18 protein-coding genes and 3 pseudogenes are annotated in these 18,772 nt (G+C 64.2%); 11 read left to right on the top strand and 10 right to left on the bottom strand.

The genetic code is table 11. The features are described 5' to 3' along the window. Positions 1-416 precede the first annotated feature (416 nt). Entirely contained in the window at positions 417-1,097 is a 681-nt protein-coding gene (locus ACQPXH_RS09025; protein WP_433601823.1) for a CPBP family intramembrane glutamic endopeptidase, read from the bottom strand. A gap of 158 nt (positions 1,098-1,255) precedes the next feature. Here ACQPXH_RS09025 and ACQPXH_RS09020 point away from each other — a divergent pair. The 5 genes and pseudogenes from ACQPXH_RS09020 to ACQPXH_RS09000 form a co-directional block, all read left to right on the top strand. After that, positions 1,256-1,354, top strand: a pseudogene (locus ACQPXH_RS09020) (Hsp20/alpha crystallin family protein); the annotation flags it as partial. Between the two features lie 460 nt (positions 1,355-1,814). After that, a complete protein-coding gene (locus tag ACQPXH_RS09015) occupies positions 1,815-2,420 on the top strand; it encodes an MspA family porin (protein ID WP_433601822.1) in 606 nt (201 codons plus the stop codon). Positions 2,421-2,455: 35 nt separating this feature from the next. Beyond that, the gene (locus tag ACQPXH_RS09010) at positions 2,456-3,181 is read left to right on the top strand and encodes an MspA family porin (protein ID WP_433601821.1); all 726 of its coding nucleotides are present in this window, start codon (positions 2,456-2,458) and stop codon (positions 3,179-3,181) included. A gap of 175 nt (positions 3,182-3,356) precedes the next feature. Further along, entirely contained in the window at positions 3,357-3,653 is a 297-nt protein-coding gene (locus tag ACQPXH_RS09005) for a hypothetical protein (RefSeq protein ID WP_433601820.1), read from the top strand. A 254-nt stretch (positions 3,654-3,907) separates the two neighbouring features. Continuing rightward, positions 3,908-4,159: a hypothetical protein gene (locus tag ACQPXH_RS09000; protein ID WP_433601819.1), complete on the top strand. Its 252-nt coding sequence runs from the start codon at positions 3,908-3,910 to the stop codon at positions 4,157-4,159. Between the two features lie 281 nt (positions 4,160-4,440). Here ACQPXH_RS09000 and ACQPXH_RS08995 read toward each other — a convergent pair whose 3' ends face one another. Beyond that, complete coding sequence (locus ACQPXH_RS08995) at positions 4,441-6,447, bottom strand: serine/threonine-protein kinase (protein WP_433601818.1); 2,007 nt, start codon at positions 6,445-6,447, stop codon at positions 4,441-4,443. A 1,348-nt stretch (positions 6,448-7,795) separates the two neighbouring features. Between ACQPXH_RS08995 and ACQPXH_RS08990 the strand changes: the two genes are divergently transcribed. Beyond that, entirely contained in the window at positions 7,796-8,317 is a 522-nt protein-coding gene (locus tag ACQPXH_RS08990) for a DinB family protein (RefSeq protein ID WP_433601817.1), read from the top strand. Between the two features lie 421 nt (positions 8,318-8,738). Here ACQPXH_RS08990 and ACQPXH_RS08985 read toward each other — a convergent pair. The 4 genes and pseudogenes from ACQPXH_RS08985 to ACQPXH_RS08970 form a co-directional block, all read right to left on the bottom strand. After that, positions 8,739-9,077: pseudogene (locus ACQPXH_RS08985) on the bottom strand (transglycosylase family protein); the annotation flags it as partial. Positions 9,078-9,104: 27 nt separating this feature from the next. Continuing rightward, positions 9,105-9,734 carry a hypothetical protein gene (locus tag ACQPXH_RS08980; protein ID WP_433601816.1) on the bottom strand — a complete coding sequence of 210 codons (630 nt, stop codon included), beginning with the start codon at positions 9,732-9,734 and terminating at the stop codon, positions 9,105-9,107. Positions 9,735-9,953: 219 nt separating this feature from the next. After that, a complete protein-coding gene (locus ACQPXH_RS08975; RefSeq protein WP_433601815.1) occupies positions 9,954-10,370 on the bottom strand; it encodes a hypothetical protein in 417 nt (138 codons plus the stop codon). Between the two features lie 240 nt (positions 10,371-10,610). Continuing rightward, positions 10,611-11,057 carry a hypothetical protein gene (locus tag ACQPXH_RS08970; RefSeq protein ID WP_433601814.1) on the bottom strand — a complete coding sequence of 149 codons (447 nt, stop codon included), beginning with the start codon at positions 11,055-11,057 and terminating at the stop codon, positions 10,611-10,613. Between the two features lie 539 nt (positions 11,058-11,596). Here ACQPXH_RS08970 and ACQPXH_RS08965 point away from each other — a divergent pair. From ACQPXH_RS08965 to ACQPXH_RS08945, 5 genes are all read left to right on the top strand, one after another. Further along, entirely contained in the window at positions 11,597-11,950 is a 354-nt protein-coding gene (locus ACQPXH_RS08965) for a DUF4870 domain-containing protein (RefSeq protein WP_433601813.1), read from the top strand. Between the two features lie 357 nt (positions 11,951-12,307). Further along, entirely contained in the window at positions 12,308-12,625 is a 318-nt protein-coding gene (locus tag ACQPXH_RS08960; protein WP_433601812.1) for a DUF222 domain-containing protein, read from the top strand. Positions 12,626-12,647: 22 nt separating this feature from the next. Beyond that, positions 12,648-12,929 carry a hypothetical protein gene (locus ACQPXH_RS08955; RefSeq protein WP_433601811.1) on the top strand — a complete coding sequence of 94 codons (282 nt, stop codon included), beginning with the start codon at positions 12,648-12,650 and terminating at the stop codon, positions 12,927-12,929. After that, positions 12,901-13,200, top strand: a complete 300-nt coding sequence (locus ACQPXH_RS08950) for a hypothetical protein (protein WP_433601810.1) — start codon at positions 12,901-12,903, stop codon at positions 13,198-13,200. The genes ACQPXH_RS08955 and ACQPXH_RS08950 overlap by 29 nt, the downstream gene beginning before the upstream one ends. Next, positions 13,200-13,559: a hypothetical protein gene (locus tag ACQPXH_RS08945; RefSeq protein WP_433601809.1), complete on the top strand. Its 360-nt coding sequence runs from the start codon at positions 13,200-13,202 to the stop codon at positions 13,557-13,559. The genes ACQPXH_RS08950 and ACQPXH_RS08945 overlap by 1 nt, the downstream gene beginning before the upstream one ends. Positions 13,560-13,687: 128 nt before the next feature. Here the strand turns inward: ACQPXH_RS08945 and ACQPXH_RS08940 are convergent. From ACQPXH_RS08940 to ACQPXH_RS08925, 4 genes and pseudogenes are all read right to left on the bottom strand, one after another. Continuing rightward, positions 13,688-16,530: pseudogene (locus tag ACQPXH_RS08940) on the bottom strand (heterodisulfide reductase-related iron-sulfur binding cluster). Positions 16,531-16,599: 69 nt separating this feature from the next. Next, the gene (locus tag ACQPXH_RS08935; protein WP_433601808.1) at positions 16,600-16,893 is read right to left on the bottom strand and encodes a hypothetical protein; all 294 of its coding nucleotides are present in this window, start codon (positions 16,891-16,893) and stop codon (positions 16,600-16,602) included. Positions 16,894-17,127: 234 nt separating this feature from the next. Continuing rightward, positions 17,128-17,469: a HEAT repeat domain-containing protein gene (locus ACQPXH_RS08930; RefSeq protein ID WP_433601807.1), complete on the bottom strand. Its 342-nt coding sequence runs from the start codon at positions 17,467-17,469 to the stop codon at positions 17,128-17,130. Continuing rightward, positions 17,466-18,770: a hypothetical protein gene (locus ACQPXH_RS08925; RefSeq protein WP_433601806.1), complete on the bottom strand. Its 1,305-nt coding sequence runs from the start codon at positions 18,768-18,770 to the stop codon at positions 17,466-17,468. Before ACQPXH_RS08925 ends, ACQPXH_RS08930 begins: the two co-directional genes overlap by 4 nt. Positions 18,771-18,772: the final 2 nt, after the last annotated feature.

Here is an 18,772-nt window from a genome sequence, read left to right as displayed (position 1 = left end):
ATCGGCCAATCGGCCTACCAATCACCCCCGTCAGACCGAACAAGCCCGATGGTGGACTCCGAGTAGTGGTACGGACTGGAATGCGTACCTGCGAGCAGGAAGACGATCGAGGTCACACCAGCGAAAAGTTCGCCATGCCAAGGAAACCCAGCGCCATCCGCTGTCGCAGCACCGGGTGGTCCGGATGAGCGCGAAGATCGAGGCAGGGCACCTCAGAGGAGCGCTCCTCGGTGGCGGACCAAAATTTTCGCACTGGAGTTGGCCGCCAACGATTTCGGCGTCGCACTCATGGCGAGGCCGGTCGCCATCCGAGCAACCTGTATTCCGCAGCGGCCGAGACGATTCCGTGGAAGCTCGCCATCGCCTCACGCGCCCAGCGCACCCCGCCCAATGCGGCGCGCACCGTTATCGAGGCCCTACGCCGACGCGCCTGAACGCTGAATGCGTGCCGCCGGGGCGGCACCGTGATAGAAGTACTGCCCCAAACCGACTGTGAAGATGAGCATTCCGTAGACCGAATGCTCGACGGACGCGGTGAACAGCGATTGCGTCCGCAAATAGCGCGTGGCGAAAATCCAGCCGCCGACACCGCTCAGCACGACCGAGAGCCAACTGCCGAAGATGATGTGCACATAACCGAATGCGATCGCGCTGGCGGCCACCAACCCGACGCCGTCGCCGAAGACCGGCGCGTACCGGTGGAACAGGAACGAACGGAAGATCAGCTCCTGCGGGTACACACTGAGCACCGGATACAGCACCATGACTGCCAGCCACAGCCAGGGATTTCGGCGCGGCAACTCGAACAGATTTTCCCGCCGCAGCACCGCGACCGCCGTGGTGAGCGCCAGCGCGTTCGAACCTGCCAGCACACTCATGGAGCGCGCTTGCTTGTGAATCGCCTCCGGGCGCCAGAGCACCGCACGGTCGAAGTCCGAAGAACGCCGCAAATAACCGGTTACGCCGACCGCCAATGCGAGCAGCGCGGGAATCGGCGGTCTACCTCGTAATACCGCGTTGTACACGGTAGTTCCGCCGAAGAACAGTGCCGCGTATTCGGCGCCCAGGTACACGCGCCGCCACCGTCGAATCCGCACTCCCACACCATAGTTGTGATGACGCGGGCACGCCCGCATGAAAATGCCCGATGCCCTTGCGGACATAGGGCTGCAGATCACTGTCCGAGCGCGGCGCATCCGGGCGGCGGGCCCTGCGGGTCCACGGGCAGCGCACCCTGGTGATCGCCGGCGGCGACAAAGACGTCACCATCACCGTCCGCGACGGCGTACTCACCATCAAGGCCGAGCGCAGCGAAAGGCAGGAGACCAAGGGACGTTCGGAGTTCACTTTCGGCTGGCCCTGTCCTGGTGTGCAGGTCCTGAGGATTGCGCAGGCAGTCATTCATCGCGCACGACGGTGATCGGGCATTCCACCGAACGCAGCAGAGCAGTCGGCGGACACTGCTGTCCCGCTGCCGGCCCCTGGCGGCTGATCAGCGCTCGCGACACCGGCTGCGACACCCAGTGCACACCACTACGCCCGCCGCAGCCGCCGTGACCAGCTTCGACTTACTCCCATACGTTTCCTCCGGTCTCTGGATCCGTCGGGCGCGATCCTTGCCGCCTCGGCGCGAGAATCGTTGCGGCCCAACCTCTGTCGAAAATGTGAGCAATTCAGGAGCCAGCTATGAGCGCACGCGCTTCATCCGCCCAGCGTGACGGGATTCGACAGCAACCACACTGCTGATTCCCAGCCGGCGCTCAGGTTTGCATGCGAGGTTCTCCCGTAGCTGACGGCAGTTGAGGATGGGTTCGATGAGGGTGATCGATGGCGTCGGCCGGTGGTCGGCCGGTATCAGCGTCGGGTTGGCGGTGCTGATGCTCGCAGGTGGGTTCGCGCATGCGGATACGGTGGTGCCGCTGCCCGACGGCGAGCAGGCCTTGACGACGGCGACGGGGATTGCGGTGGATCTGACCAGGACTGGTGAGACCGCGATCATCTCCCAGTCCCTCGCCGCCAACGGCATGTCACGCACGGCGCAGCTGTCGGCGACCGCGTACGCCACGGCTCCGGGCGCGACGGCGGGCAGTCTGGAGACCGGCTATCTGATCGGGTGCCAGGTAGATCTGTCCGGCGGGCTGTCACTCGGCGGTGATGTCTACATGTCGCCCGGCTCGCTGTCGCCGGAACTGACGCCGAGTATCAAACTGGTGCCCGGCGGCGTCGCGGTGGTGAAGTTCGGCACCAAGAAGCTCGATCCCGCGGCGGGTGCCGTCGGCATCGCATACCACAATCGCGGCATCCAGCTGAGTGGGTGCGGCGGATATGCGCAGGCGCGCGCGTTCAGCGCCCTGACAGTGACCAACGACCAGGGGTCGGTCGAAGTGACCTTGTACGGCGACCCGTTCAGCGTCGGATGAGCGGCGTGATGCGATCGAACGAGAGGAACAGCGCGATGCGCCGTTCACTGGGCTCCGCGACATCGGCGTGCGCCTTCCTGCTCCTCGTACTGGTGACATCCGGTGCGGCACAAGCCGATACCTCGATGCCCCTGCCCGATGGTCACGATCAGTTCACCACTCGTGATGGTCTTGTCGTCGCGGTCGACCGCAGCGGTGAACACGCGACGATCTCCGGATCGATGGCCGCGAGCCCACTTTCCCGCAACGCGTGGGTTTCCGGCGCGACGTCGGTGCACATCACCGTGCCCGCCGATATAACCGTCAGCGGCGGTCGGATCGAGACCGGTTACCTCGTTGGCTGCCAAGTCGATCTCGGCAGTGGCACACACGCGGACGGCAGCGGCGATACGCCGCCGCCCCAGCCGAAAACCGACGCGCCAGCGGGTGCCGACAACGGTGGCAACAATGGCGACGGCGGGGGCGGCGGCGGTGTCACCGCGGGCGGATATGCGGGTGGCACCGCAGGTGACTCAGGAATCTCGCCCTATGCCGACCCCTCCCTCAGCGTTCAGTTGAAGCCCGGCAAGGTAGCCACCAAGGAAATCGAGGACTACACCTTCACGGGGACATCGGGCATCACCCAGTACGTTGACCACACACTGTCCATAGAAGGTTGCGCAGGAGCCGCCGAAGCACGCGCCTATACAACGGTCACCGTGCACGACAACGTCATGGACGACTCCGAAACCCTGTGGGGCCAACCTTTCAGCCTCGGCTGATCTCATCAGCGCGGAACGGTCATGGGATGACGGGACGACTGGTGCCGTCCAGTTCACCAACCACCCCTACCAGGGTTAGCGAATGTCGGCGTGCGGTCATCGGTGAGGACGCGCCTGGTTCTCGGACACGCCCGCAGTATTCGGCTGGATACACCCGAGGCCATACAATCCCGCTATGACTGTCGGATTTGGAAAGGCTTTGGTAATCAGGAGGATTCAGCGAAGCGGCCGCTCGATACTTGTGACGGTCGATGCGCCGCAGCCTTTTTCGAAACCTGACGCGGACTACTTTTGTCGACTACGGATCGAGGGCCTACAGCCCGCCCCGATCATCATCCAAACGACCGGCACCGAACCAGCACAGGCGTTGATGTCCGGGTTGACCGAAATCAGCGCCCGCCTGTCCGTCTCGCTCTCAGATTTTCTGTCGGAAGCGCGAATCGGCGGTGACCTCGCACCAGCTGTCGGCTAGCCCGAATACATGATCGAGTTCTGATGCACAGCCACCAGCTCCGCGGCGACGTGTCGCCGAGTTGGTGGCTGTGGTCTTCAGCCGGGAATACGTGGCCCCCGGACCGGTTCGGCGTGACCACCGAATCGGTCACAGCAGGTGTGGCCCGGTTGACCGAATTCCGATCGGCGCGCCAGTCAGGGAGGGTGCGGTTTTCACCCCTGGGGTGGGTGTCGCACGATCCGTTCACGGACGAGGATTGACCTGTACACGACGTGATCGATACCGCGCCCAGGGAAGTGATGCAGATGGCTCTTGCTGTTCAGTTTCTGTCTTCTCGCCGCATCCTGTTGTCGATGACGCTTACCGGTGGACTGCTGCTGCTCGGCCCCAGCGTCTTGGGGATGTCGGGGTCGCTGTCGCAACCGGTGCCACCAGCGGCCTCCACGTCGTCGTTCGATGCCGCCTCGCATAACCACGGCGACGGGCGTCCGCCGATGCTCAAGTGCCCTCGCTTCGACTGCTGACTCAGTTCCTACGGGGAGGCGGGGTGGTCCTCCGGAGCCACAAACCCTGCCTCAGCCGGTGCTGGTGAGATTCGCAACGGACAGCGGCCCGCCCGGACTGACCCCATCGCGTGTCGCATCGGCATCGGCATCGGCATCGGCATCGGCATCGGCATCGGCATCGGCATCGGCATCGGCATCGGCATCGGCATCGGAAACCAGTCGACCTGGTCACTCCGCACGACGCGAGTTATCGACCTATGGTCGACGCTGGTTTGCCGACGCGGCGGAGGCTTCGGCGTCTACAGCAGGTTCTTTTTGAACCAATCGAACAACGCCTGTTCGGTCTTGGGACGGTTCGAGGGGGAATCGGGACCGACGGATGAGAGTCGGATGGCGATGCCGCTGCTCTGATCCAACGCAACGAGCGTCGGCACGGGAGCGGTGATACAGGTGAACCGGCTGATGGTCGTGCCATTTCGATTCGACGGCTGCTCGGAACCCGTCGCACCGTCGCACGCCCGCCCGCCGGACTTCCTCATGACACCGTCGAAAAACTGGGTGGCTATCGGATAGGTGGGAAATTGGAAGAACCTTGCTGTCGGCGGACCGGACTCGATGCCGAAGCACAGAATGGCGGCGGTCGCATCGCTGACGGGTGACTCGTGTCGACAGTATCGTCGGTCGTAGGCCTTGGGCAGATTGTCGAGCAGATTCCGGTCGGCCGGAGTGTAGTCGTCCGGGTCCCTCGGAGTAGTCAGGAATTGCGAATTCCCGTCTCCGATGTCGTGCAGCGCCCAGTACAACTGGGCGCTACCGCCCACCGACTCGGGGAAGGAGAAAACCGCCATGCTCAGGGCCGCGTCGTCGGTTTGGATCACCCCCGAGGTCGGTGGTGTCGTCGTGGGATCCGTGAAGCAAGCCGTCCGCCCGACCTGCCTGCCGTCTCTCGTCGCGGGGCCGTCGCGGCCGGGCGGATCGTCCGGACAGTTGCTGGTCTGTAAAGCTCCCTGTAGCGCTACGATGTGATAGGCCTTGCCCAGCGCCTCGGCGTTGGGAAACAAATGGAGCTGCGCTCTGGGTGTGCGGATTTCGGGAATCTCGGTGCAGGTGAGATAGGCTGTCTCCCCCAGAATCGCCTGTGGGGGCTGGTGACGACAGACGCCGCGGTTGTACGGGTCTTGCACGTTCTTCAGCAGGGTGATGTCGTCGTCGGTGAAGAATTCGGATTTCGCCGTCTCCGAGGTCGGCGGTGCGGGCTTGTTGTGGAGCAGCGGCCAGGCTCCGGCGGCCACGAGGGCCGCGACGGCCGTGGCAGCGGCGATCCAGAGGCGGCGTTGCCGGCGCCTGGGCGACGGGACGGCTCTCGCCTCGGGTGTGGAGGTCGCCCGGGGTGTGGGATGCGCCGCCACGGTGGGATCGTATTCGAATACGGCGAGGGGACTATGGTCTTCGGCGTCGCCGGCAGACGGTGCAAGTGCGGCGTGGGCGGCGGCGGCCAGTTCGCCGGCGCTGGCGTAGCGTTCATCGGCCGACTTCGCCATGCCGCGCGCGACGACAGCGTCGATCGCGACCGGGATTCCCGGTGCGTAGCTGCTCGTTCGGGGTGGCAGTTCGATCATGTGGGCCCGCATGACGGCGGCGTCGCCGCCGTCGGTCGAGTAAGGGCGGGTGCCGGTCAGGCATTCGTGCAACACGCACGCCAGGGCATACACGTCGACAGCCGGGGTGGCCGGGCCGGTTCGGAACCGTTCGGGTGCCATGTAGTTGAACGAGCCGATCGCCGATCCGGTCTGGGTCAGGCGTTCATCGGTGTTCGTGTTGGCCAGGCCGAAGTCGGCCAGGTAGGCGAACCCGTCATGGGTGAGCAGAATGTTGTCCGGCTTGATGTCACGATGGACCAGGCCGTCGTGGTGTGCGGCGTCGAGTCCGGCTGCGATCTGGCTGATCACCGAGACAGCTTGCTCAGGCGGCAGCGGACCGCGGGTTTTCAACACGTTGCGGAGGCTTTCGCCTTGCACGAGTCGCATGTCGATGTAGAGCAGCCCGTCGATCTCGCCGTAGTCGTGGATCGGGATGACATGGGGTTCCTGCAGCAGCGCGGCGATGTGGGATTCGCGCCGGAACCTGGCCCGATAGACCGGGTCGTCGGCGAGCTGTTCGGGCAGCACCTTCACCGCGACCACCCGGCCCTTGGTGGTGTCGAGTGCCTCGAATACTCGGCCCATCCCGCCGGAACCGATCAGCCGCCGCAGGTGATATTTCCCGAACGTCGACCCTGGCATCAGTGGCGGCCGCAGGTTGGTCACGACTGCCTTGCCTGCGTTGCGGGTAGCCTGCGCGGGTTGGTCAGAATCGAGAATCGGCGCTTGAACATTGTCGACTTGCCTACTGGACGACGCGGCCGCGGTCCCTTCGGCGAGAGTGCGACCCAACTGCCACACGATCTATGCCCCTTCACATTGTAGTCCGACGGTGTTGGCCGGCGTGCTACGACTGCTCGGGTATCGACAGGCTCTCGCGCCGGGACATCCTGCGAGTGCTGGTGCCGCACTGCTGATGGGGGCACCGTCTCGTGCCACAGCCTTGCCTGGAGGATTCGGTTCGCTGCACGCTGGGCGTAGCGTGCGGCTCGCGGCAGGCACCACGATCGATCCGGCGTACGGGCGAGCGAAGCACGCCCGCAGGAACTCGCGTCCGGGCGGCAACGGCACCGCCCGATCGGCCTCCGGGCGGCACGGTTGCCAGCCCCCCACCGCCCGTGCGTCGGAGTCGAGTGCACGGAAGTTCATCGCCTCCGCGACCAGTTCGCGGCCCACCTCGCGGCGAAAGGTGCAGCGCGGTAGGCATCGGCTCGGTCGCGAACATCCGCGACAAAGATGGACGGCATTCGTGAACTCCTGGGCAGCTGGTTCGTGTATCGGCGCGATGGATGAGGTCTGCCGCTTCGTTGGTAGCAGCCTTGACAAGAATCCTCGACGTCGGCGCTCGTCCCGAATAGCCACCATAGGTGGCGATCGTTTTCACCCCTGGGGCAACATCTCCCGCCCTGGGTGCCGACACATCACTGCTGGTCGGCGCCGATTCCACCGCAGTTGTGCAACGGGCCGGTCCGCTGCGCGACGAGATTGCGCACGCCCCCAGCTCCTTGTCGACGCCGGCTCGTCCGCCATGAATGAGACCGACGCGAGGCCCCCGACAGCGACCTACCAAGATCACCCGCTTCGGATGTGTGGACCGAGATGCTGCCGTGCTCGGAGGACATGACTGTGACGGTTCCGCGAGGTACGTCGAGCCCGCGCAGGGCCTCGAGGACGCGCAACGGACTCAGTGCGTCGGTGATCACCCGCAGCTGCCGCGTGCGTCCACCCTCAGGATAGAATTCGAGCAACCTGCACGTGATGCAACAGGCCGACGACATCCTCGACTCCCGCGACGCGCGGATCTTGCGACTCGAGGACGACAACCATTCCGGACCCGGCCCCGGCAGCATCGCTGCCCAGCACGAAATCCAGCGACTCCGCACCGCGGCATCCTCGACTCCGACCTGCCACCTCCCTGCAGAACGTCATCGGCACACGCTGAAGGAGGCGGCGAAGAACGAAACCACAAGTACGACAGGCAGATCCAACCCGAACCAACAGAATCGAGCCGACAATGGCATGGTCGATACCGCGAATCACCACCGGCGCTGAACGCCGTTTGCTCGAGAGCATGCTCGACCGCAACCGAGCCGAATTGGTCAACACGGTGCGCGGACTGTCCGAACAAGACGCACGCCGCCGCCTGGTCGCGTCGATGACCACCCCGATCGGTTTGGTCAAGCACGCCGCAGTCGCCGAACGGATTTGGTTCCAGCACGTCCTGGCGGGCCTGCCCGAGAACGAGTGCGACGGCGGCACGACCCCGGGTGACGCCAGTTTCGTCGTCGACGACAACGAAACCCTCGCCGAGGTGATCGCCGAATTCGAGCGCGCCGGCGAACGTTCCCGCGTGATCGCCGCCGAATTCGACCTCGACGACATCAAGACACACCCCCGCGCCGGCGACGTCAGCCTCCGATTCATCTATCTGCTCGCGATCGAGGACTTCGCTCGACATGCCGGCCACGGCGACATCCTCCGCGAGCAGATCGAATATCCCGCCGCGCCGAGCACCGATACCCCAGAACAGCGCTAGCCGAGTTTCCCCTCGATCCGGTCGCTGTCGGCCAGTTATGGCCCGGACATTCCCCGCCCACTTCAAGCGATCCGCGCATCAGTCATACTGTCGACAGCCTTTGTCTCCCAATATATTTGACAAAAGCTGAAGCGGGATCGGCCAGTGCAGTCGGCCGGGAGGGGGAAATCACGGGATTGCCAAGTGAATTCGGCAAGGCCTCCGGTGCGGGTGATCCTGACGGGTCAGCCGATAACGCCGGACCTTCTCGAAAAGCTGGTCAGCGTCGTGGTGGACGGAGTCCTTTCGGCCGGTCAGCCGTGCGGCAGCCGCCGCTGCTGTCCGCCGCGAAAACCGCTCCCGGCCGTGACCTCGACGGTCGAGCACGAGGGACTGCCGCATGGCTCGGTCGCACCCGCCGGGCAGCTCTGCTGCCTCATCGGAGGCCGAGCGCTGCCGAACATCCTCCCCACGGCCCCCAGCCCTGAGCGGCGAGTACCTGCTCGGCGACGGCAATCTGCTGTTCACGGGTGGCTTTGTCGGCAGTCTGCGCATACGCGGGACCGCCATATGCGGCCCATGTGCCCGGCGAGAACTGCAGACCACCCTGAAACCCGTTGCCAGTGTTGATACTCCAATTACCGCCCGACTCACAGGCGGCGAGGCTGTCCCATTCCTGATCGGTAGCGGCGGACGCTTGGCCGATGTATGCCATTCCAGCCCCGCCGATAATCGCACTGGTGGCGACGATCTTTTTGAGTGGGGTGCCCAAAACGCTCATATCGCAGTTCCTTTCGAGTCAGCAAACCTATACAGGTGTCCAAGCATGAAAGGTGATTACTGGATCTTCGAGCCGGTACGAGTGTGTGCACGGCGCGGCGAGCCCGTGCGAAAGTCCTCGGTATCGTGTCCACATCGAAATATAAACGCATGCGATTCGTGAACTCATGGGCAGCCGAAGGTTGATCGAAAAGCCGCGACCACCGATCAACTGAATGACGGTGTGCGCGCGGTTATGCCGATCACAGCTCATGCGACGTGTGATCAGCTCGTATGGGCCATGAATCCCACCAGTGGAAATAGGCCGAACAACAAGTTCCAGAAAATGAACCGAAACCCGATATAGGCCATGAAATACCTTCAGGCGCAAGGGGGTTGGCGAAAAATCTAAAATTGGCAGGGGTGTGACGATTGCCATACCGTCCGATCGTCTATTCGTCACCGATGCATTCGAAGGTCCACCACCTTGCGGCTGTTCGACAACAACTCCAATGGCCAGGAATCCCATGGTCACTCGAGCGTCGAATGGATCGACATCGACCTGGCCGCGAACCGCGCCACCCTGGTTCGTAACCAAGGACACCCGGATGGCCTGGTCTCCTTCGCCATGGGCAACGCCGAAGCGCTGCCCGGCAGCACCCCTGGTCTGCTGGGGCATAGCTGCCCACATATCCGAATTCACCCCAACCGGCGACTTGGTCTACGACGCAACTCTGCCCTTCGGCACCTACCGCTCGTACCTCGACGCACTCCCTCCTGATTGGACCGATGCACCGTTCGCTCCGGCCGAGTGTTGCGGTGGCTGACCGCAATTGGCATCATTGGACGCCGTATGCCGTTGGTTTCCGAATCCGCGCATCGTTTCCGATTCCGCGTATCACAACCTCGAGGGTTTGTCCGTTGGTGATGCGCTCGGTGCCCAGTTCTTCGTGCCCGGTTCTTCGTGCCCGGCCACTCCTTCGCTGATCTGCTCGCCGGGTATCCGGTCGACGTGCAGGGATGCCGGACCAGCAGCGGCCACCGCGAGGCGGCCGATCTGCCTGCGCACTTCGTCCCGGCGCGTGTCCTCCGGCTCATCGCGCGCGGCCCGCGCCAACGCCATCGCCTGCGGATCGGCCCCGGACTCCGGCTGCGCCGCACGGGTAGCCAGATCGCCGAGATCCCGCCCGGAAGTCAGCGCGACCACCGCGATGGCACCAGCCGATGTACCGACGATCGTGTCGACCTCAGCGAGATCGACGCCTGCGCGGCGCAGACCGTGCAGCAACCCGATCAGCCAGGCCGTGCCGGCCACGCCACCCGGCCCAACACGACAGCCCTGCATACCTCGGTTCGCGTGCGACCAACCTACACAATCCAACGGTCACAGCATCAGCGAGAATTTCCGAAAAGCGTTGCCGGAGAGAATATTTCGCAGTCCATCACATCAGGCACCGCGCATCCGACAAGTTTCGCTCTCGACCGCACCGCTGCGCCAACCGGCGCCGATTCCAGTGGTGTGGAACTGCCGCGCACAGATGCGCGCTCCCATGTGCTAGGCGACCTTCGTGTAGGTCAGGTCGAAGTCCGTCTTCCAGTTCTTTCCGTCCTCGGCCAGCTCCCAGCGCCCCAGAATCGTGCTCCCGTCCTCGAAGAACCTGCCGGTGAACCGCTGGGCGAAGGGATCGCCGTCACGCCGCAGCGTCCAGATGCCCTCGGTCAGAGTCATCTCGTAGATGCGCTGTACGTCGCGGTCGTCAGTGTAGAGCTGATAGAAGGTGTCACTCATGCCATCGCAACCGATGACTGCGACACCGTCAGGAGCCTCGGGCAGGTCGATATGCCAGCGCTGAACCAACAGCGGTGTGCCCGTGAGCCATTCGAAGGTGACGCGGCCCGCGCCGGGCCACGGTGGCCCGTCGGCAGGTCCGGCCACCATCGTCCATTCCCCGACAAAGACCTCCAGGCGCTTGCGTGCCGATTCGTTGGCGGACTCGTACATCGCGCTCTCCTCTCCGTTGGATCACTGGTATCGACGCCGCGGGGCGACCGATTTCATCGGCGACCGGCCAGCTCGTCGGGGAGCAGATCCGCCACCATCGACAAGCAGCCCGGACGTCGAATCCAGTCACACCGATGCTGTGGCGGAGGTCAACCCCAGAAGACCGATTCGTGCACCTACCACTCGATAATCGGCTCCCGCGAACACGCGGTAATAGCCGATTACATGGCGTAGGAGCGAGTCGCGGCGCTGTAGCGTGCGATCGCAGGCGAGCTTGCTGGCCGTTGGCGCGGTCCGCGCTCGGAGACCAACTCGGCTGTTCTGTGGCTTTCGGTGCTCGATTGTGTAATGAACCATCGCCCAGGCGTTTCGAGCGCGTCGGCAGTCATCTCGTCGCGAGAACACGTCCGGGATCCTAGTCGCCGGCTGGCCCGCGACCTGTGAGTTCGTGCTTAAAGTTGGGATAGGGGGCGCGCGCGGTATCTACTTACCCCATGACATCTTCTCAACCTCCCACGAACCAACCACAGCCCACCGGCTTGGACAAAAAGACCAGCGCCATCCTGTCCTACGCACTGGGATGGCTCACCGGAATCATCTTCCTATTCGTGGGAAAGAACGATCCCGACGTGAAATTCCATGCCTCGCAATCGATCGTCTTCTTCGGAGCGATCTCGATACTCAATATCGTCCTTAGCATCCTCGCCTCACTCCTGGGAACCCTGGGGATCATCTTCAGCCTCGCCGGACTCGCAGTCGCGGTCTTCGCAGTCGTCGTCTGGATCATGGCCATGCTCCAGGCGAACAACACCGGCGGTGCCCGCGCAGAGCTACCCATCGTCGGAAAATTCACCACCCCCTACGCCGACCAGCTGGCCAACTCGATCAAGTAACGACATATTCCAGCTAATCGACAACGCTGTCGGCACCCCTACCGGCAGCCAGATGCGACAGTCCGAAGATCAACGGCCCGAGGCAATCTCGGGCCGTTGACATCCGCGCGGAATGTGCGGAACTGCCGACTACTGCACTGGCTACCCGAAATGGGTTGGCTGGCAACGTTTCCCGATGTGCATTCTTCGATCGGCGAAGCGGAGGGTCGGATTCGGCCGAACCTCGGCACGGTCCGCGCCAACAGCCCGAGCATCCGGCCCGGCGATCAATACTCCGTCGGGGTGCTGCCCGAACATGGCATGCCCGGCCAAATCGATTATCGAACAAATGTTCGAGAATGAGGTAGGCTAGTTCGGGTGAACATACACTCGACTGCATTGGCACCGGATGCTCCGGCACGAAGATGGTCGGAACTGGCCGATGTCGACTTGCTGCGCACCCTCGTCGAAACCGAACGCCGCCAGCGTCGATTGGGTGCGGCCATGGTCGCGGCCGTCGCCGAGGCCGAGCGCCGTGGTCTCGCCGCCGACACCGGCTACCGGGACACAGCGGAGCTATTGAGTGATCTGCTGCGAATCAGTGCCTCCGACGCGCGGCGGCGAATCGAATACGCCGCTCCGCGGGCCCGCTCACGTGCCAGAAAGGCGTGGCGGGCGGTGGCGGCGGCAGGTTGAGTCCGAGCCTGGGTGCGGGACAGTGGATCTGAAGGTGTTTCCGGCGCTGAACCCGGTTCAGCCGGGATGGAGCCGGCCGGTCGCCATCGCCGATGAAGTAGTGGCTTCCGTTCAAACTCGAGGCACGGCTCGAACTGTCGCGGCCAAAGGTCAACCCGGCGAGATCATCTCAGCCACGTACACGCACCGACATACCGAGTACGGGACGATCATGGCAGCCCTGCTGCGTATTGGTGAACTCGCGCGTTTCACTTCCGTGGTCAATGGTGTGTCATGTGGATTTGGATCGGATCAGCGCCCGTAGCGCCGAACTCGCCGCGAAACTCGGGATACAGTCGCCGCGGATCGAGGCGGGCACCGTGCCCCGGCCGTGCTTGGCCGGCCTTTACGCGCGGATACGAAAGCAGCCGGTCCTCGTGGTCGGGTCCGCTTTCGAAGGACTCACCGCCGCCGAGCAGGACGGCGCGCTCGCTGAGCATCTCGTCGCACTGGATCTGGCCCGAGCCGGACGGCCCAAGTTACGCGTCGCCATCATGGTCATCGGATTTTCAGCAGACTCATCCGCACTCCCCTGATGCAGCGGCAGGTCCTCGAACAGAACTTCCTCGTCGAACGCGTCCTACTCGGCGAGCTGGAGCGCAAGCTCAGGACGGCCGAAGCCGATCACTATCGCCTGGTGCAACCCGACGCCGCGGCCCGCACGGGACTCGGCGTGATCGCCAAACAGATTCGTGACGCCCGCCCGCTGCTGGAACAGCTCTCCCGCGACGTACCCGCCAGACTCCGCGACAAGCCGACCCTGCTGGTGTGGGGAATGCGAGACATGGTGTACCGCGGCAGGGCCCACATCTCGCGAATGTGCACAATATTCACCGATCTTGGGGGTCGTCGAGCCGCCACGCGCACAGCAGTTCATCCAGGAGCAGGCACCTGATGAGATCGCGACGGCGATCGCGAAGCGGTTCGCCTGACCCTCGCACCGAAAGCGTTCGGGCGGCGCCACCCTTCAGTAGCGCCGCCCTCGCCGATCACGTTGGACTGCCTGCCATTTCCGGACGCAGCTTATTTCTTCCGCCCAGGCGCCTTCGTACCCGACTTGAAGCCGAGCCCACCCTGCTTAGCCGCGGGCGGCATAGCGAAACCATTGCCCTCCGCCCCGCCACTGCCCTCCGAGACGGTCGGTGTGACGGCGGCTCCGGTTGCGGGGGCTTCGGCGGAAGACTCTGCCGCAGCTGCGGTTTCATCGGGAGCGGCCTTCGCGCCGGGAACCTTGGCGGCGCCCTTCATGGCCAGGCCGCCGGGCTTGCCGCCTGGGGCCTTGAGACCCCTCTTCATAGCGAGCCCACCGGGCTTGGCGGTCGGGGCAGGAAGGGCCTCGGCAGCCGGGGTTTCGGTGGAAGACTCTGCCGGCGCGGCACTTTCGGACGGGGCGGCCTTCGCGCCGGGAGCCTTCAGACCGCCGTTCGTGGCCAGGCCCTTGCCGCCGGGAGCCTTCGTGCCGCCCCTCATGGCCAAGCCGCCACTGGGCGCCTTGCCGCCCTTCATGGCCAGGCCGCCGCCAGTCGAAGCCTTGGCCGCAGTGGCCGGAGCTTCGGCGGCGGGTTCCTTTTCTTCCTTGGCGGGCTTTTCGGCCTTCTTCTCCTTGGGCTCCTGGATGACGACCAGGTTCTCGCTCAGCGTCTTCGGTTCGACTCGGTCGATCGCGTCCAGCATGAGCTGGGCGACGTCGACGACCTCGACACGATCGGCGGCGTCGATGCCGTCCTGGCGGGCGGTGACACCGTCGGAGAGCATGACGCGGCAGAACGGGCAACCGGTGGCGATCTTGGTGCCTGCGCCAGGGGAGGAGTCGATGGTGGCCAGCGCTTCGTCGACCCGGTCGATGTTGATGCGCTTGCCCAACTGCTCTTCCATCCACATGCGCGCGCCGCCTGCGCCACAGCACATGGACCGTTCGCCGTGGCGCGGCATTTCGACGAGGTTGGAGCCGGAGGCGGCCATCAGTTCACGCGGCGCGTTGTAGACCTTGTTATGCCTGCCCAGGTAGCAGGGGTCGTGGTAGGTGATGTTCTTGGTCACCGAGGCCACCGGGATCAGCGCCTTCTGGCGCACGAGACGGTTCAGCAGCTGGGTGTGGTGCATGACCTCGTAGGTGCCGCCGACCTGCGGGTACTCGTTGTTGAGCGCGTTGAAGCAGTGCGCACAGGTGACGACGATCTTCTTCTTGCTCTGTTCGACGCCGTCGAACACCTCGTTCAGTGTCTCGATGTTCTGCTGCGCCAACTGCTGGAACAGGAATTCATTGCCCGCGCGGCGGGCCGAGTCGCCGGTGCAGGTCTCGCCCTGGCCGAGCACCATGAACTTCACGCCCGCGGTGGCCAGCAGTTCGGTGACCGCCTTGGTGGTCTTCTTGGCGCGGTCCTCGTAGGCGCCCGCGCAGCCGACCCAGAACAGGTATTCATAGCCGTCGAACGAGTCGGCATCCTTCCCGTAGACCGGGATCTGGAAGTCCATCTCGTTAATCCAGTTGAGCCGGTCCTTGGCGTTCTGGCCCCACGGGTTGCCCTTGTTCTCCAGGTTCTTGAACAGGCCGGCCAGCTCGGACGGGAAGTCCGATTCGATCAGCACCTGGTAGCGGCGCATGTCGATGATGTGGTCGACATGCTCGATATCGACCGGGCACTGCTCCACACACGCGCCACAGGTGGTGCAGGACCACAGCACCTCGGGGTCGATGATGCCGTTGACGTCCTCGCCGCCGACCAGCGGACGCTCCGCCTCGGCCTTCGCGGCGTCGGAAATGCGCGCCAGCGCGGCCTCGTTCGGGTTGCCGTCGGCGTCGACCAGGCCGGTCTCGTCGCCGCTCATGTCCTTGCGGCCACCGGCCAGCAGGTACGGCGCCTTGGCGACACCGTGGTCGCGCAGCGACATGATCAGCAGCTTGGGCGAGAGCGGCTTACCGGTATTCCATGCCGGGCACTGCGACTGGCAGCGACCGCATTCGGTGCAGGTGGTGAAGTCGAGGATGCCCTTCCAGGAGAAGTCCTCGAACTTGCCCGCACCGAAAACGGCGTCCTCGCCGAGGTTTTCCACTGCCTCCAGGTCGACCGGCTGGCCCGCGACGGTCAGCGGCTTGGCCGCGCCGAGCGCGACGCCACCGTCGTCTTCACGCTTGAAATAGATATTGAAGAACGCCGCGAATCGGTGCCACGCGACACCCCAATCGACATTGCGGCTGACCACGACGACCCACACCAGTGCCGCCATCAGCTTGAAGAACGCGAAGACCGACACCGCTTCCGCACTCGCGGGCAGCAGCTCGGCGATATGCATGCTGACGAAGTCGCTGGCGGCATGGCGCACGCCGGTGTACGCCACTACCAGCGCCTTCACACCGATCATGCTGATGCCCTCTACGAGCACGACGGTCTCGACGAAGTAGGCCGCTGCGAAGTTGGAGCCGCCGAAGCGAGACAGCCGCTCGGGCACCCGAGGGTGGTTGAGCTGCCGAATGATGATCAGCGTCAGCCCACCCACGATGGTGCCCAGGCCTAGCAGCTCGTCGAGGAGATGATAGGCGAGGGTGTCACCGACCCACGGCCACGTGAAGGTGGGGCTGAAGATCTGCCCCTGGGCCTGGAAGACGGTGACGAATCCGATCAGGAAGCCGACCATGACGAGCCAGTGCGCCCAGCCTACGGTCCGGAACTTCGCCATGCGGGTATGCGCGGCGAATTCCTTGACCATGGTGGCGAATCTGGGCAGGAACGGCCGGAACCGGTCGGGGCCGGCTGCCCGAGCTGGATGGTGCGCACCATCTTGCGGATCGCCAAGACAAACCCGGCCCACGCGGGGACACCAATCAGAGCGGAGATGATACCCAGCGTTAATTGCAGGGTGCTCATGTGCTGGCCTTCCAGTTGCAATGGGACGCAATGTCGTTCGTAGCTCGACGCATCATAACCCTCTGCAAGTTACTCGCTGGTAATAAAGTCGGGTGCCGCCTGAACGGATCGCCGGGCGTAGGTCGCCGGATCTATACCGCGCAGTCGGCAAGTCTCGGCGAGTGCACCGGTCAACAGCACATCGGTATCCGCTAGCGCCCGTACGGTTTCCGCGCCGAGCAACATCATGAGCTGCCGGATCCGAGTGATCCAGGTGCCGATAACCGCGATCAGCGCATCGACGCCTTCCGCCTCGAGGATCGCTAGGAAGTGCCCGGATACCCCCACCGCCCGGGGCACCCAGCGCCAGCCCCCGAACGACATCGAGCCGAGTTCGCACGCCGCCGGAGGCGAGTAGCGTAACCCCCTGCGCCAGAGCGGCGTCGGCCCCGTCGACCAGGCAGGCAGGCAGGGGTGGACAGGCCCCAGTCGGCGAGCAGGCCGAAATCCGCTCGCGGTCGCCGCGCGTTCTCGATCAGCGCGAAATTTGTTCCGTCGTTGCCGGATACGTCGATGATCCGCACCCCAAGACCGGCCAGCTGCGTGATGGTGTCGGCACTAGGACCGTCCCCCGAAGATGGTGATGTCGTCCAATGCGTCTTCAACGCGACCACCGATGATCGGGTCGTTGACGAGTTCGCGTAGCGCAGGAATGACGCGGTCGGTGTCGATGGCCCGGTGAATACGCGCGATGTGTCCCAAGGCCGTCACCGCAGCGGAGCGAACATTGGGGTCCGGATTCTCGAGCAGGGCGAGCGCGCGGTCGGTGACCCATCCGCCATCAGGGTCGTGAAGAGCCAACCGCAGTATGACCTGCGAAACCGCCAGGTTGTCGTCCGAATCGAGCATCGCGATCGCCTCGTTCCGGCCGATCGGTTCGAGGCTTTGGTACGTACTCACAGCGGCTTGCCCTTCCTGTTCACCACGCCTGCCTTGATCAAGGCGTTCTGCATCTCCTGTGTGAGCTCGTCCCATGCACGTTTGTGGCCATGGAAGATCCCCGATTCCGGATACGTCTCATCGAACACGTCGAACTCCCCAGTTTCGGAGTCCAAGCCTACGCGGCGGGAGGAGGTGGGCTTGATCTGTACAGACTTGTCCAGTGTCTCCTGTGGATGCGTCGGCTCCGGCGCAGCGTTACCTCGTTGCTCTGGACCATGTTTCGGAGAAGGCTCGAAGGTCAGCTTCTTCTCTTCACCATCGACTGCGACCTTCAACGCGATGATCGCCGCGAGCTTGGCGAGGGACTCGGTGAGATCGGGGACCTTGCCGAAGGCGTCGATGACGCCGACGGCGACGCTCGCGGCCAACGTGATCTCGAGGATCTGGAAGAGACGTTTCGTCGTGTAGAGGCCGCGCAGGGTCGTGATCGTGTCCTCGACCGCGAGTGCGACACCACCGCCGGCGACAGCGATACTCCCGCCGAAGCTGAAGATCGCACCAACGATGGCGCCGGTGACCAACAGCCCGACAGCCCAGGCGAAGGTCGTCATCGCCGTCTTGATGCCGTCACCGACTTCGACTGTCGAGCTGTGATAGTCCGCGACTGGGGCGGCGACGTTGGTGGACGCGGAAACCAGGAGGTCGGCGCTGGATTTCAGTGTGCCGAAGTGTTCCTGAATGATCGTGCGGTTCTCGGTGGCGTCCATGTCGTCGAACAACGCGGAGATCGTGGCGATCTTCGCGGGTGCGCCGGTGATGGTGGCGTGGGTGGAGAAGGTCTTCCACGTGGTGGCGGCCTTCGACAGCTTGTCGACGTCGCCGTTGGGAAGTTTCTCGAAGGTGCCGACGATCTTCGAGGTGAGTTCGTTGAAGAATTCCTCGACGCCACCGTTGTGTTTGACGCCGTCGCCGTTGTCATGAACGGATGTCGGGATGGTGACCTTGTACTCGGATACCTGTTGCAGAGGCGGGCTTTCAGGGTTGGCGTTGTCGGCCTTCCCGTACTTGTACCCGTTGGCGTAGAGAATGTTGCCGAGATTGGTGAGCGCATCGGCCAGGTCGGTGCAGGTCTGCATCGTGTCCCGGGCGTAACGGTCGTACGCCTCGCCCCACTGTTTGCAGCCGGGAGCGTCACCGGCCATACCTGCGCACTCGCCTTTGACCGCGTCGTGCACGGGTTTATCGGCGTGCCGCAGCTCGCCGGCGAGGTCGTGGCATTGCTTGGCGGCCTCGTAGTAGGTCCGCCAGTTGACCTTCACCG

Origin of the sequence: Nocardia sp. CA-135953 (genome assembly GCF_050955735.1) — a bacterium.
Taxonomy (GTDB): domain Bacteria; phylum Actinomycetota; class Actinomycetes; order Mycobacteriales; family Mycobacteriaceae; genus Nocardia.
Note: the sequence above shows the minus strand (reverse complement) of the source record. Positions and strands in the feature narration are given on the sequence as shown.